Below are 13,212 nucleotides of genomic sequence, written 5' to 3'. Positions count from 1 at the left end.
CTACCTTCCTCTCCGTCACCGACCGAACGGACGAGGGAGATCAGGGACATGCGCAGATTCCGGGCCGGACGCGCGATCGCCGCCGGGGCGCTGGCACTGGCGGCGGTGCTCGGCGCGGGCGGCTGGGCCGCCGACACCCAGACCCCGCTCACCGGCCCGCCGCCCGGCAGCGCCGCCTGGACGGCCGACACCTCGCTCGGCCTGCCGCTGCCCGACCCGGCCGTCGCCGTACCGGGCCAAGTAGCTTCGTTCTTCTCCCAGTTGACCTCGGACCAGCAGAACACCCTGGCGGCCCGGCACCCGCTGGTGGTCGGCAACCTGGACGGCGCCCCGGTCGAACTCCGGTACCGCGCGAACACCCTGGCCCTGGCCGCCGAACGCGCCCGCGAACTCGCCCTGGCCACCGACCCCGCCCGCACCCCGCAGGACCACGCGGCCGCCCGCACCCGCGCCGAGCGCTACCGCACCCTGCTGGAGGGCGGCCAGCAGATCCTCGCCTTCGACCCGCGCGGCCGCGGCCAGGTCGCCGAGGTGTACGGCGACCTCGCCGCCGCCCACCGCACCGCCGTGATCGTGCCCGGCTCGGACATCGACCTGCTCGACTTCGACCGCACCGCCGACCCGTACGGCGCCCCGGCCGGCATGGCCCGCGCGCTGTACGAGGCCACCGGCCGGCAGACCGCCGTGATCGCCTGGGCCGGCTACACCACCCCGGTCGGCCTCGGCCTGGACGCCGCCACCGAAGACCTCGCCCGGGCCGGCGCCGACCGCCTGTCCCGGCTGCTCGACGGACTCGCCGCCGCCACCCGCCCGCAGGCCCCGCCCACCCTCTACTGCCACAGCTACGGCTCGGTGGTCTGCGGCCTGGCCCGCCCCACCCCCGCCCGGGCCTCGGGCGTGGTGGTGCTCGGCTCCCCCGGCATGGGCGTCCGCTCGGCCGCCGAGCTCGACCCGGGCGTCCCGCTCTGGGCCACCGCCCGCAACGGCTCCGACTGGATCGGCGAGGTGCCCAAGGTCCGGCTGTTCGGCCTCGGACACGGCACCGATCCGACCGCCCCCGGCTTCGGCGCCCGCCCGCTGCCCGCCACGGGATCCCACGGCCACACCGGCTACTTCGCCCCCGGCACCACGTCGCTCGCCGCCTACGCCGCCGTCGCCCTCGGCCGCGCCTGACCGCCCCGCGCGCCGGCACCGCCCCGCCACCTCCACCTCACCGGCACCACCTCACCGCCCCTCCCACCGGCGGCACCCCGCCGCACCTCCCGCCGACATAACCCCGCCGACATCACCCCGCCGCCCCTCCCGCCGACACCACCCCCGGCACCGCCCGTACCGGAAGGAGCACCACCATGGCCCACCCCCTCACCGCCCTGCGGCACGCCGCCCGGCAGGTCGACGCCCGGACGCCCGCCACCCGCGACCGAGCCCTGGACGGGCTGCGCGCCCTCGCCCTGCTCGCCGTCCCGGTCGGGCACTGGATGCTCGGCGGCCTCACCCGCACCCCCGACGGCGCCTTGCACAACGCCAGCCCGCTCTCCTCGCTCGGCTTCTTCGCCCCGGCCAGCTGGGTGCTCCAGATGCTCGGGGTGTTCTTCCTGGTCGGCGGCCACTCCTCGGTCCGCTCGCTGGACCGGGCCCGCGCCCGGGGCGCGACGTACGGGGGCTGGCTGCGCGCCCGCAGCGTCCGGCTGCTGCGCCCGGTGCTCGGGGTGACGGCGGTGTGGGCGCTGCTGCTCCCGCTGCTGCCCGCGCTCGGCGTGCCCGCGGACACCCTGCGCACCGGCGCGACGCTGGTCGTGCAGCCGCTCTGGTACATCGGCGTCTACCTGGGACTGACCGCGCTGACCCCGCTCTGCGTGGCCGCAGGGCGCCGGCTGGGCGGCTGGTCGGCGGGCCTCCTGGTGGCCTCGGTCGCCGCCGTCGACCTGCTCCGGTACGGGCCGTGGGCGCAGGCGGTGCCGTCCTGGGTCGCGCTGCTGAACATCCTGCCGGGCTGGCTGTTCGGCTACCAGCTCGGCGTGCTCTGGGCGCAGGGCCGACTCGGACGGCCGGCCGCCCGGGCGTTGCTGGTCGGCGGCGGGGCGCTGTTCGCCGCACTGCTGCTGGTGTTCCACTACCCGGCCAGCATGGTCGGCGTGCCCGGGGCCGAGCGCACCAACTCGCACCCGCCGTCCCTGCTGGTGCTCGCCCTGGCGGCGTTCCAGTGCGGCGCCGCGGTGCTGCTGCGGGAGCGGCTGGGCCGACTGCTGACGCGCCGTCCGCTGCTGTGGCTGCCGGTGGTGGTGGTCAACCTGTCGGCGATGACGATCTTCTGCTGGCACCAGAGCGCGATGCTCGCGGTGGCGGTGCCCGGGGCCGCCGGCCTCGGCGCCGTCCCGGGGCTGACCACCGCGCCGGACTCGCTCGGCTGGGTGGCCGCCCGGCTGGCGCTGCTTCCGCTGTTCGCGGGCGCCCTGGTGGCGATCGGGTGGTTCACCCGGCGGTTCGACGGGCCGTGGACGTCCTTCTCCCGGGCCGGCAAGGCGGCGGCCGGCGCCGCGTCGGCGCTGTTCGCGGCCTACGCGCTGGGCGTGGTGTGACCCGGACCGGCCGGACCACCGCCCCCGGCCGGAACGCCGCCCCCGGCCGGAGCGCTTCCCCGAGGAGGTGCATCCGCCTGCGAACCACCACGCGCTCCGGACACCCGCCCCGGCCTTCGACAGGCCGGACCGCCCCGCCGATCGACGCGCCCCCGGTGCGCCCCCGCGCGCGCCGGAGGCGCGCTGTCGTCCCCCTGCTCTAACCTGCCGCCATGGTGACGTTCGAGGAGTTCCGCGCGATGGCCCTGGCCCTGCCGGAGGCCGTCCAGGAGCCGACCTGGGAGATCGAGACGCTGCGGGTGCGCAGCAGGATCTTCGCGATGGGCGCCCCCGACGGCGACCGGGTCACCGTCAAGGCCTCCCCCGAGGACCAGGCCGAACTCCTCGCCGCCGAGCCCGAGGTGTTCTCCTCGGCCCCCTACGTCGGGCGGCACGGCTGGGTGAGCGTCCGGCTGGACCGGGTGGACCGGGAGGAGCTGCGCGACCTGGTCACCGAGGCGTGGCGGCGGACGGCGCCCAAGCGGCTCGTGCGCGAGTTCGACTCCTGAGCGCCCGGCCGCACGGGCCGCCGCCAACCACGGGAAGACGCCGCCAGGACACCCCCGGTTCATGTGATCCATCCCACAGTTTGGGCGTGCCCGCGGCCTCTTCGGGCCCCCTAGGCTTGCGCAGGGAAGTCAGCAGTTCATATCGCACCCTCCGGGCACCGCCCGTGAAACGGTGACGGGCCCCAAGGGAGTTGGTGCGGTGCGCAACCGTCGACGCTGGAAGCGCGTACTGGTCGGGGCGTTCGCGGGTTGTGCCGTGCTCGCCGACGCCGGCGCCTCGGCGGCCGCCGCCGCGGTCTCCTCCGAGCAGCTGGCGATCTCCACGCCCCCGGCCGGCAGCGCCGCCTGGGTCCAGGACCACTCCTTCGGCCGCTCCCTGCCCGACCCGGCCACCACCACCCCGGCCGCCGCCGCCGAGTTCTTCGCCTCGCTGGCGCCCACCGAGCTCGACCGGCTGGTCCAGGCCTACCCGCTGGTCGTCGGCAACTACGACGGCGCCCCGCTGGACCTGCGCTACCGCGCCAACCGGATCGCCCTGGCCGCCGAGCGCGACAAGGCCCGGGCCCGCGCCCAGGACCGCGAACTCGACTCCGACACCCGCGCGCTGGCCGTCTCCCGCGCCAACGACGTCGAGCACCTGCTCGCCCCCGGCCGGCAGATCCTGGCCTTCGACCCGCGCGGCCGCGGTCTGGTCACCGAGGTCTGGGGCGACCTCGCCGACGCCGAGCGGATCTCCGTCCTGGTGCCCGGCTCGGACGCCGACCTCGGCCACTTCGACCAGACCGCCGAACCGCTGCGCTCCCCCGCCGGCATGGCCCGCGCCCTCTACGCCGAGGAGCAGCGCCAGGCCCCCGGCACCCGGACCGCCGTGGTCTCCTGGACCGGCTACGTCACCCCCTCCGGCCTCGGCCCGGACGCGGCCACCTCCCGGCTCGCCGACGTCGCCGCGCCCCGGCTGGAGCGGCTGCTCGCCGGGCTCAAGGAGACCACCCGCCCGGACGCGCCCCCGTCACTGCTCTGCCACTCGTACGGTTCGGTGGTCTGCGGCACCGCCGCCCCGAAGATCCCGCGCGCGGCGGCCTCCCCGTCCGACACCTCGGGCATCACCGACATGATGGTGTTCGGCAGCCCCGGCATGGGCGTGCAGAGCGCCGCCGAACTCGGCGACGGCGTCCACGTCTGGGCCGCCCGCAACCCCAGCGACTGGATCGGCAACGTCCCGTTCCTGGAGGTCGGCAAGCTCGGCCACGGCGCCGACCCGACCGGCGGCGGCTTCGGCGCCGAGCAGATCTCCTCGGCCCGCGCGGTCGGCCACAACGGCTACTTCACCGAGGGCACCGACAGCCTGCACAACTTCGCGGCGATCTCCCTCGGCCACTACCAGGCCGTCGTCCGCACCACCCCCGGCTCGTAGGGTCCGCACGGCCTACAGCGGCTGGTCCTGGTACAGCCGCAAGGCCTCCGCCGCCGCCCTGGCCAGTTCGCGCCGGGCGGTCGGCGGGGCGAGCACCTCGGCGTCCGCGCCGAAGGCCAGCAGCGACCGGACGGCCGCCGGGGCCGGGAAGGCCATCGCCACCTCGACCCAGTCCTCGGCCGCCCCGACGCCCGACTCCGCCGGCGGCGCGGTGACCCGCCCGCCGTGGATGCGCAGGAACACGTCCAGCCGGCCGCGCCGGACCCGTACCCGTACCGGCAGTTCCTTGGGCAGCCGCTCCACCTGCTCGCGCAGCACCGTCCACACGTCGCCGAGGCCCACCCCGGCCCGGCGCCGTACCGCCTCCTCCGCGGTCTCGACCGCCAGCACCCGGTCGGCCCGGAACAGCCGCGGCTCGCCGTGCAGGTCGGCCACCAGGTACCAGACCGCCGCCTTGCACACCAGCCCGTACGGGTCGACGGTGTAGTCCACCGGCGCGGGCGTGCCGCTGTGCCGGTAGCGCAGCCGCACCCGCCGGTCGGCGAAGACCGCGTACTGCAGCTCGCCCAGGTCCGGCCCGGCGGCGGTGCCGGCCGCCCCGCCCTGGTGCATCCAGCGGACCGGGTCGACCAGGATCCGCTCGCTGATCCGCTCGGCCTCCGGGCGGTGCGGGGCCGGCAGCGCCGCCATCACCTTGCGCAGCGCCGAGCCGAGTGCGCCGTCCAGTCCGAGGTCGCTGTGCGCGCCCCGGGCGGAGAGCACGAACAGCGCCCTGGCCTCGTCCGCGGTCAGGCCGGTGACGTCGGTCCGGTAGCCGGGCAGCAGGCCGATGCCGCCGTGCCGCCCGCGCTCGGTGAACACCGGCACCCCGGCGGCGGAGAGCGACTCCACGTCGCGGTAGACGGTGCGGACGGACACCTCCAGCCGTTCGGCGAGTTCGGTGGCGGACACCCGGCCGCGGGTCTGGAGCAGCAGGAGGACGGAGAGCAGGCGGTCGGCCTTCATGGGCCAAGAATCCCAGTAATCCTGACGGCACTTGTCAGGTTTTACTGGGAGATTGCGTTCCGAGTCCGAAACACCGCCCGACCACGGAGAGTCGACCGCCCATGAACGCCGTCCAGGACGCCCGCCCGCAGTACCTGCTCGCCCTCGGCCAGTTGGAGAAGCTGTTCGCCACGATCACCCCGGAGGACCTCGACCGGCCCACCCCCTGCCCCGAGTTCACCCTGCGCGGGCTGCTCAACCACGTGGTCGGCGGCGTCCACCGCCTCGCGTACATGGGCGAGGGCGGCCGCGCCGCGGACATCCTGCCCGGCATCGAGGACCCGTCCGACGAGGGCTGGTCGGACGCGCTGGCCCGGGCGAGCGCCCGCGCCACGGCCGCCTGGGCGGACGACGCCAAGCTGGCCCGCCCGACCTTCGCCCCCTGGGGCGAGGTGCCCGGCGGCATGGTGGTCGGCGGCTACGTGATGGAGGCGACCACCCACGCCTGGGACATCGCCCAGAGCCTCGACAACGGCTTCGTGCTGGACGACGCCCTGGCGCACACCGCGCTGGGCATCGCCCAGGCCGTGCTGCCGCCCGAGGGCCGGGTCGAGGGCGTCCCGTTCGGCCCGGTGCAGCCGGTCGCCGAGGACTCCGACGTCCACACCCGGCTGGCCGCCTTCACGGGCCGCGCGGTCTGAGCCCGGGAACACGACGCGCCGGCGGGCCCGGGGAGTAGCCGACTCCCCGGGCCCGTCCGGCCGCTCCCGGCTACCGTCGGCTACTCCCGGCCGACCGAGGTGAAGGCCATGTCCGGGTAGCGGTCCCCCGCCACGGCGCCGGCCACCGGCTCCAGCAGTGCCAGCTCCTCGGCGGAGAGCCGCAGCGTCGCCGCCGCGACGTTCTCGGCGAGTCGGCCGCGCCTGCGGGTGCCCGGGATCGGCACGACGGTCAGTCCGTGCACCTCGGCCCGCTGGTGCACCCAGGCCAGCGCGACCTGGGCCAGGGTCACCCCGCGGGCCGTCGCGATCTCCCGCATCGGCGCCAGCAGTCCGGTGTTGGCCGCCGCGTTGGCGCCGGTGAAGCGCGGCTGGGTGCGCCGGACGTCGTCCGCCGCGAGCTGCTCGGCGGCCTGGAAGGCGCCGGTCAGGAAGCCCCGGCCGAGCGGCGAGTACGGCACGAAGGCGACGCCCAGCTCGGCCGCGGCCGGCACCACCGAGCGCTCGACGTCCCGGGCGAACACCGACCACTCCGACTGCACCGCCGCGATCGGGTGGATCGCGTGCGCCTCGCGCAGCTCGGCGCCCGTCACCTCGGACAGGCCGAGGTGGCGCACCTTGCCGGCCTCGACCAGCTCGGCCATGGCGCCGACCGAGTCGGCCAGCGGCACGGCCGGGTCGCGGCGGTGCATGTAGTAGAGGTCGATCTCGTCCACGCCGAGGCGGCGCAGCGAGGCGTCGACGGCGCTCCGGATGTACGCGGGGTCGTTGCTGATGCCGCGGTAGCCCGGGTCCTCCTCCTTGCGGACGAGCGCGAACTTGGTGGCGAGCACCACCTTGTCCCGGTTGGCCCGGACGAAGGGGCCGATGAACTCCTCGTTGCGGCCGTAGCCGTAGGCGTCGGCGGTGTCGAACAGGGTGACGCCCGCGTCCAGCGCGGCACCCAGGGTGGCGAGCGCCTCGTCGGAGTCGGTCGGCCCGTAGAACTCGCTCATGCCCATGCAGCCGAGGCCCTGGACGCCCACCGGCGGGCCGGCGGTGCCGAGTTCGGCGGTGGGGAGGACGGGGTGCGTCATGGATACCTCCACAGGATCCCGACCGGGGTCGGGGAACGGATCGGCTCGTCGCGCTGATGTCAAGCGCTCTGGTCTTCCTCTTCGCGGTACCGGCATTCGGCCGGGGCGCCGGCGGTGTCGGCGAGCTTCCCGGCATAGAGGTCGATCTTGTAGTCGAGGACGGCGAGGGTGGCCTGGAGATCGACGATCCGCTGCCGGACCTCCTCGCGCTGGTCGACCAGCAGCTGCCGGCGGTCCTCGTACGTCCCCTCGCCCTGACGGGCCATGTCGACGTACTTGAGCATGTCCGCCACCGACATGCCGGTCAGGCGCAGCCGGCCGAGGAAGGCCAGCCGGTGCAGGTCGGCGTCGCAGTAGCGGCGTTGGCCGCCGGCGGCCCGGTCGACCGGGTCCAGCAGGCCGATCCGCTCGTACCAGCGCAGGGTGTGGGCGGTCAGTCCGCTCGCCGCAGCGACCTCGCTGATGGTGTGCCGCGGGGTCCGGTCCGGATCGCCGCCGGGCGCCCGGTTGAACACCTCGGAGCAGCTGCGCAGGTCGATCTCGACCCGTGCGGGTGTGGCCATCGGACGTCTCCCCCTGTCCTGCGCGGCCGTCCGGCTCGACGGTCCTTCGCGACGGTCCTTCGCGACGGGACCGACGCTACCGAGTTGGAGTGCACTCCAAGCAAGCCCGGCCGGCCCGGCAGCCGGGTGTCCCCGCCACCCGGCTGAACAGCGGGGTCCCGCGCCGGCGCCCTCCCGCCCCGACTACAGTCGACGTCCATGGAGAGCTTGCGCATGATCGACGACTGGCCGGTGCCCCACGCCGCGGCGGCGGTGGTCCGGGGGGCGGACGGCGCGGTGCTGGGGGCGCACGGCCCGCAGCAGCACCTGTTCCCGCTGGCGTCGGTGACCAAGCTGCTCACCTCGTACGCGGCGCTGGTCGCGGTCGAGGAGGGCGTGTTCGAGCTGGACGACCCGGCCGGGCCGCCCGGTGCGACCGTCCGCCACCTGCTGGCGCACACCTCCGGCCTGGGCTTCGACGAGGACCGGGTGTTCGGCGAGCCCGGCAAGCGCCGCCTCTACTCCAACGCGGGCTTCGACGCCCTGGCGACGGCGCTGTCCGAGGCCGCCGGGATCGAGTTCTCCCGCTACGTCGCCGAGGCCGTGTTCGAGCCGCTGGGGATGGCCGACACCCTGATCAACACCGCGCACAAGTCCCCGGCCGGCGCCGGCGGCCTGTCCACCGTCGCCGACCTCGCCCGGTTCGCCGCCGAGCTGCAGGCCCCCAAGCTGCTGGACCCGTCCACCGTCCGGCGGGCCACCCGCGAGGTCGCCTTCCCCGGCACCGGCGGGGTGCTGCCCGGCTACGGCCACCAGCGCCCCAACGACTGGGGCCTCGGCTTCGAGATCCGCGACGGCAAGACCCCGCACTGGACGGGCGCCGCCAACTCCCCCGCCACCTTCGGCCACTTCGGCCAGACCGGCACCTTCCTGTGGGTCGACCCGCGGGCCGGCGCGGCCTGCGTGGCGCTCACCGACCGGGACTTCGGCCCGTGGGCGGTCGAGGCCTGGCCGGCCTTCTCCGACGCGGTGCTCGCCGAACTCCGGTAGGCCCGCTCAGCCGTACGAGACCGGCGAGTGCATCTCCCACAGCAGGAGTTGCGCGCCGGTCTCGCCCGCCGACGGATCGGCGAAGGCCTCGCCGGTGATCCGCACGCTGTCGCCCGGGGCCATCGAGCGCCCGCCGCCCTTGGGCCCGGGGATCGTCCGGTACCCGAGCGAGCCGGCCGTCAGGTGGGCGTACCGCCAGGGGGCGGCGGGCAGTTCGGGCAGCGGCTGCCACGGCCCGGCGGTCGCCAGCCAGAGCGCGGCGTCGCTGCGGCGCAGCCGCAGGGCGTCCGTCCCGGCGTCGCGCGCCATCCCGGAGGCGAGCAGCGTCAACCCGCCGTCCGCCGGTTCCACCTTGCGCAGCCCGTACGCCGGGGCCGCGTCGAACTCGTCCGGCTGCAGCCACATCTGGACGAAGCGCACCGGGCCGGTGGCGCCGCCGACGTTGCGCTCGGTGTGGGTGACCCCGGAGCCCGCGCTGAGGTGCTGGACCATCCCCGGGCGGACCACTCCGTGGTGGCCGTGGGAGTCGCGGTGCGCGAGCGCGCCCTCCAGCACCCAGGTGAGGATCTCGGTGTCCCGGTGCTTGTGCTCCTCGAACCCGGAGCCGGGGGCGAGGAGTTCCTCGTTGCACGCGAGCAGCGCGCCGAAGTGCGTGTTCTTCGGGTCGTAGTGGCCGGAGAAGGAGAACGCGTGGCGGGTCTCGATGCCTTCGGCCGGGGTGGAGCGGTAGCGCTCGGCGGTGCGGCGCAGGTCGGCACGGGGGCGGTCAGCGGCGTCGGTCACGCGCCCCACGGTAGTCGGTGCGGGCCGCACCGTAGCGGGAGCGGCCCTTGCCACCGCGCCGCTCCCGCCGGGGGGTGTGCACGAGCACTCACTCGCGTGAGGCAGTCTTGTCCTTGTGCCAGCCGTTTCCTCGAACTCCAAGAGCGAGCCCAGTCCCGTACCCGAACCGACCGGGAAGAGTCCGGCTCCCCGGGCGGGGCGCGACCGCCCCGGCCGCGCGGCGCCCCGTCTGACGGCGCAGGAGCGCAGAAACGCCGCCGAGCGCGCCGAGCGCCGGGCGGCGACGCTCAAGCGGCTGGAGAAGTCCTCGGGGAAGCTGGCCACCGCGGCGATCTCGCGGATGGACGACGAGCTCGGCTGGTACCGGCGGATGCCCCCGGAACACCGGTCCTGGATCGGTCTGGTCGCCCAGGCCGGCATCGCGGCCTTCACCGAGTGGTACCGCCGTCCCGACACGGCCCAGGCGATCTCCACCGACGTCTTCGGCACCGCGCCGCGCGAGCTCACCAGGGCGATCACCCTGCGCCAGACCGTCGAGCTGATCCGCACCACGATCGAGGTGATGGAGGAGGCCATCGAGGAGGTGGCCGCCCCGGGCGACGAGGCGGACATGCGGGAGTCGGTGCTGGTCTACGCCCGGGAGATCGCCTTCGCGACCGCCCAGGTGTACGCCCAGGCGGCCGAGGCGCGCGGCGCCTGGGACGCCCGGCTGGAGGCGCTGGTGGTCAACTCCCTGCTGTCCGGCGACGCCGACGAGGGCGTGCTCTCCCGGGCCGCGGCGCTGGGCTGGGGCCAGCCCAGCCAGGTCCGGGTGGTGATGGGCAGCGCGCCGGACGGCGACAGCGAGCTGGTGGTCGAGGCGATCCGCCGGGCCGCCCGGTACGCGAAGCTGAACGTCCTGACCGGGGTGCTGGGCAAGCGTCTGGTGGTCGTGGTGGGGGGCGACAAGGAGCCGGTGCACGCCGCCCGGGCGCTGATCGGCCAGTTCGCGCCGGGCCCGGTGGTGGTCGGCCCGACCGTGCCCGACCTGCTCTCCGCGACCCGGTCGGCGCACGCCGCCGCGGCCGGTCTGCGCGCCTGCGCGGCCTGGCCGGACGCGCCCCGCCCGGTGCTGGCCGACGATCTGCTGCCCGAGCGGGCGCTGGCCGGTGACCAGGCCGCCCGCCGCCAGTTGGTGGAGGAGATCTACACACCGCTGGACGAGGCCGGCTCCGCCCTGCTGGAGACGCTGAGCGTCTACCTGGAGCAGGCCTCCTCGCTGGAGGGGGCGGCGCGGATGCTCTTCGTCCACCCCAACACGGTGCGCTACCGGCTACGACGTGTGACCGACGTCACGGGGTACGCGCCGTCCGACGTACGTTCGGCGTTCACTCTGCGGATCGCACTGGCCCTCGGCCGGCTGGATGCCGCGGGGGAGCCCGGCTGAGCCGGAGTGTAGGGACCATACAATCCCGGATGGTTTTCTTCGTTACCGTCGCCTACCCGCCCCTGGGCGCCTGGCGAGAGAGGGTTGAACCGTGCTCGTAATCGTCGCCCCTGGACAGGGTGCCCAGACCCCCGGTTTCCTCAGCCCCTGGCTGGAGCTCGACGGTGTCGCCGACCGCCTGCGCGGCTGGTCGGAGGTCGCCGGGCTCGACCTGGTGCACGCCGGTACCGAGGCGTCCGCCGAGGAGATCAAGGACACCGCCGTCGCCCAGCCGCTGCTGGTCGCGGCCGGTCTGGTGACCGCCCGGGCGCTGTTCCCGGACGAGGACGCCGCCCGCAAGCTGGTCGGCGCCGTCGCCGGCCACAGCGTCGGTGAGATCACCGCCGCCGCCGGCGCCGGGGTGCTCAGCGCCCACGACGCCCTGACCTTCGTCCGCGAGCGCGGCCGGGCCATGGCCGCGGCCGCCGCCACCACCGAGACCGGCATGATCGCGGTCCTCGGCGGCGACGCCGAGGTCGTCGCGGCCAAGCTGGCCGAGCACGGCCTGACCGCGGCCAACAACAACGGCGGGGGCCAGATCGTCGCGGCCGGCACGCTGGCCCAGCTGGAGGCGCTGAGGGCGGACCCGCCGGCCGGCGCCAAGCTGATCGCCCTGAAGGTGGCCGGCGCGTTCCACACCGAGCACATGGCTCCCGGCGTCGAGCGGCTGGCCGAGCTGGCCCCGACGCTGACCGCCGCCGACCCGCTGGTCCGCTACGTCTCCAACAAGGACGGCGCGGTCGTGGAGTCCGGTGCCGAGGTGCTGGCGCGCCTGGTGTCGCAGGTGTCCAACCCGGTCCGCTGGGACCTCTGCATGGAGACCCTCGGGCAGCTGGGCGCGACGGCCGTGATCGAGCTGTCCCCCGCGGGCACCCTCACCGGTCTGCTCAAGCGCAACCTCAAGGGTGTGGCCACGCTCGCCCTCAAGACGCCCGCCGATCTGGACAAGGCCCGCGAGCTCGTCGCGGAGCACGGCGGTCAGGACCAGGAGTTCACCGCATGACCAAGCCCCAGATCCGTCCCGCCTCGGGTGCGCAGTACTCGCGCATCCACGGCGTCGGCGGCTACCGCCCGGTCCGGGTGATTCCCAACGCCGAGGTCCTGGAGTGGATCGACTCCTCGGACGAGTGGATCCGCACCCGCAGCGGCATCACCGCGCGCCGCTGGGCCGGCCCGGAGGAGTCCGTCGCCGAGATGTCGGTGCAGGCCGCCGGAAAGGCCATCGCCCACGCCGGCATCTCCCCGGAGCAGATCGGCGGCGTGATCGTCGCGACCGTCTCGCACCTCAAGCAGACCCCCGCGATCGCCACCGAGATCGCCGAGCGGCTCGGCTGCGGCACCGCCCCGGCGTTCGACATCTCGGCCGCCTGCGCCGGCTTCGGCTACGGCCTGGGACTGGCGGACGGCATGATCCGCGGCGGCAACGCCGAGTACGTGCTGGTGATCGGCGTCGAGCGGCTCAGCGACCTGACCGACCAGTCGGACCGCTCGACCGCGTTCATCTTCGGCGACGGCGCCGGCGCCGCGATCGTCGGCCCGTCCGACACCCCCGGCATCGGCAAGCTGATCTGGGGTTCGGACGGTTCGCAGGCCGACGTGATCACCCAGACCGAGGCCTGGGACACCGCGTTCGCCAAGCCCGCGGCCATCAACGGCCCGGGTGAGGAGACCAAGTGGCCGTACCTGCGGATGGACGGCCAGCCGGTCTTCCGCTGGGCGGTCTGGGAGATGGCCAAGGTCGCCCAGCAGGCGCTGGACGCCGCCGGGGTGACCGCCGACCAGCTCGGCGCGTTCATCCCGCACCAGGCCAACATGCGGATCACCGACGCCATGATCAAGGCGCTCAAGCTGCCGGAGTCGGTGCCCGTCGCCCGTGACATCGCGGAGACGGGCAACACCTCCGCGGCCTCCATCCCGCTGGCGATGGAGCGCATGCTGGAGAGCGGCGAGGCCCACAGCGGCGACCTGGCGCTGATCATCGGGTTCGGGGCGGGTCTCGTGTACGCCGCGGCAGTCGTTACGCTCCCCTAGGCGCGTTTCGCCCCACTGATC

Annotated in this window: 13 protein-coding genes; 9 read left to right on the top strand and 4 right to left on the bottom strand. The window is 75.1% G+C overall.

The window, feature by feature from the left end:
- Positions 1-48: 48 nt before the first annotated feature.
- The 4 genes from ACZ6Y7_RS16395 to ACZ6Y7_RS16380 all read left to right on the top strand — a co-directional run bounded on the left by ACZ6Y7_RS16395 (position 49) and on the right by ACZ6Y7_RS16380 (position 4,541).
- Positions 49-1,173, top strand: coding sequence for an alpha/beta hydrolase (locus ACZ6Y7_RS16395; protein WP_465758548.1), 1,125 nt, complete (start codon positions 49-51; stop codon positions 1,171-1,173).
- 176 nt (positions 1,174-1,349) lie between these two features.
- On the top strand, positions 1,350-2,579 hold the full coding sequence (locus tag ACZ6Y7_RS16390) for an acyltransferase family protein (RefSeq protein ID WP_465758547.1): 1,230 nt from the start codon (positions 1,350-1,352) through the stop codon (positions 2,577-2,579).
- 212 nt (positions 2,580-2,791) lie between these two features.
- Positions 2,792-3,127: an MmcQ/YjbR family DNA-binding protein gene (locus tag ACZ6Y7_RS16385; protein ID WP_465758546.1), complete on the top strand. Its 336-nt coding sequence runs from the start codon at positions 2,792-2,794 to the stop codon at positions 3,125-3,127.
- Positions 3,128-3,326: 199 nt separating this feature from the next.
- Positions 3,327-4,541 (top strand): alpha/beta hydrolase, encoded by a 1,215-nt coding sequence (locus ACZ6Y7_RS16380; protein ID WP_465758545.1) that lies wholly within the window; start codon positions 3,327-3,329, stop codon positions 4,539-4,541.
- 12 nt (positions 4,542-4,553) lie between these two features.
- On the opposite strand, the gene ACZ6Y7_RS16375 is transcribed toward ACZ6Y7_RS16380, so the two are convergent.
- Positions 4,554-5,546, bottom strand: a complete 993-nt coding sequence (locus ACZ6Y7_RS16375; protein ID WP_465758544.1) for a helix-turn-helix transcriptional regulator — start codon at positions 5,544-5,546, stop codon at positions 4,554-4,556.
- A 101-nt stretch (positions 5,547-5,647) separates the two neighbouring features.
- Between ACZ6Y7_RS16375 and ACZ6Y7_RS16370 the strand changes: the two genes are divergently transcribed.
- Positions 5,648-6,226, top strand: coding sequence for a TIGR03086 family metal-binding protein (locus ACZ6Y7_RS16370; RefSeq protein WP_465758543.1), 579 nt, complete (start codon positions 5,648-5,650; stop codon positions 6,224-6,226).
- Between the two features lie 80 nt (positions 6,227-6,306).
- On the opposite strand, the gene ACZ6Y7_RS16365 is transcribed toward ACZ6Y7_RS16370, so the two are convergent.
- On the bottom strand, positions 6,307-7,320 hold the full coding sequence (locus tag ACZ6Y7_RS16365) for an aldo/keto reductase (protein ID WP_465758542.1): 1,014 nt from the start codon (positions 7,318-7,320) through the stop codon (positions 6,307-6,309).
- Positions 7,321-7,379: 59 nt separating this feature from the next.
- Complete coding sequence (locus ACZ6Y7_RS16360) at positions 7,380-7,883, bottom strand: MerR family transcriptional regulator (protein ID WP_465758541.1); 504 nt, start codon at positions 7,881-7,883, stop codon at positions 7,380-7,382.
- A gap of 198 nt (positions 7,884-8,081) precedes the next feature.
- Here ACZ6Y7_RS16360 and ACZ6Y7_RS16355 point away from each other — a divergent pair, with 198 nt between their 5' ends.
- Positions 8,082-8,912 (top strand): serine hydrolase domain-containing protein, encoded by an 831-nt coding sequence (locus tag ACZ6Y7_RS16355; RefSeq protein WP_465758540.1) that lies wholly within the window; start codon positions 8,082-8,084, stop codon positions 8,910-8,912.
- Positions 8,913-8,918: 6 nt separating this feature from the next.
- Here the strand turns inward: ACZ6Y7_RS16355 and ACZ6Y7_RS16350 are convergent, their stop codons facing one another.
- Positions 8,919-9,695, bottom strand: coding sequence for a pirin family protein (locus tag ACZ6Y7_RS16350; RefSeq protein ID WP_465758539.1), 777 nt, complete (start codon positions 9,693-9,695; stop codon positions 8,919-8,921).
- A 229-nt stretch (positions 9,696-9,924) separates the two neighbouring features.
- Between ACZ6Y7_RS16350 and ACZ6Y7_RS16345 the strand changes: the two genes are divergently transcribed.
- The 3 genes from ACZ6Y7_RS16345 (at position 9,925) to ACZ6Y7_RS16335 (ending at position 13,191) form a co-directional block, all read left to right on the top strand.
- Positions 9,925-11,121: a PucR family transcriptional regulator gene (locus ACZ6Y7_RS16345; RefSeq protein WP_465758787.1), complete on the top strand. Its 1,197-nt coding sequence runs from the start codon at positions 9,925-9,927 to the stop codon at positions 11,119-11,121.
- Positions 11,122-11,212: 91 nt separating this feature from the next.
- Positions 11,213-12,163 (top strand): ACP S-malonyltransferase, encoded by a 951-nt coding sequence (locus ACZ6Y7_RS16340; protein WP_465758538.1) that lies wholly within the window; start codon positions 11,213-11,215, stop codon positions 12,161-12,163.
- On the top strand, positions 12,160-13,191 hold the full coding sequence (locus ACZ6Y7_RS16335; protein WP_465758537.1) for a beta-ketoacyl-ACP synthase III: 1,032 nt from the start codon (positions 12,160-12,162) through the stop codon (positions 13,189-13,191). The genes ACZ6Y7_RS16340 and ACZ6Y7_RS16335 overlap by 4 nt, the downstream gene beginning before the upstream one ends.
- Positions 13,192-13,212: the final 21 nt, after the last annotated feature.

The sequence above is a fragment of the Kitasatospora sp. NPDC053308 genome, assembly GCF_055585785.1.
The sequence above is the reverse complement of the archived record's forward strand: the minus strand, read 5'-3'. Positions and strand labels throughout refer to the sequence as shown.

Excerpts from the sequence above, each read along its gene's own strand:
- ACZ6Y7_RS16395 (WP_465758548.1), top strand. The coding sequence starts at position 49 with ATGCGCAGATTCCGGGCCGGACGCGCGATCGCCGCCGGGGCGCTGGCA.
- ACZ6Y7_RS16390 (WP_465758547.1), top strand. The coding sequence starts at position 1,350 with ATGGCCCACCCCCTCACCGCCCTGCGGCACGCCGCCCGGCAGGTCGAC.
- ACZ6Y7_RS16385 (WP_465758546.1), top strand. The coding sequence starts at position 2,792 with ATGGTGACGTTCGAGGAGTTCCGCGCGATGGCCCTGGCCCTGCCGGAG.
- ACZ6Y7_RS16375 (WP_465758544.1), bottom strand. The coding sequence starts at position 5,546 with ATGAAGGCCGACCGCCTGCTCTCCGTCCTCCTGCTGCTCCAGACCCGC.
- ACZ6Y7_RS16370 (WP_465758543.1), top strand. The coding sequence starts at position 5,648 with ATGAACGCCGTCCAGGACGCCCGCCCGCAGTACCTGCTCGCCCTCGGC.
- ACZ6Y7_RS16365 (WP_465758542.1), bottom strand. The coding sequence starts at position 7,320 with ATGACGCACCCCGTCCTCCCCACCGCCGAACTCGGCACCGCCGGCCCG.
- ACZ6Y7_RS16360 (WP_465758541.1), bottom strand. The coding sequence starts at position 7,883 with ATGGCCACACCCGCACGGGTCGAGATCGACCTGCGCAGCTGCTCCGAG.
- ACZ6Y7_RS16355 (WP_465758540.1), top strand. The coding sequence starts at position 8,082 with ATGGAGAGCTTGCGCATGATCGACGACTGGCCGGTGCCCCACGCCGCG.
- ACZ6Y7_RS16335 (WP_465758537.1), top strand. The coding sequence starts at position 12,160 with ATGACCAAGCCCCAGATCCGTCCCGCCTCGGGTGCGCAGTACTCGCGC.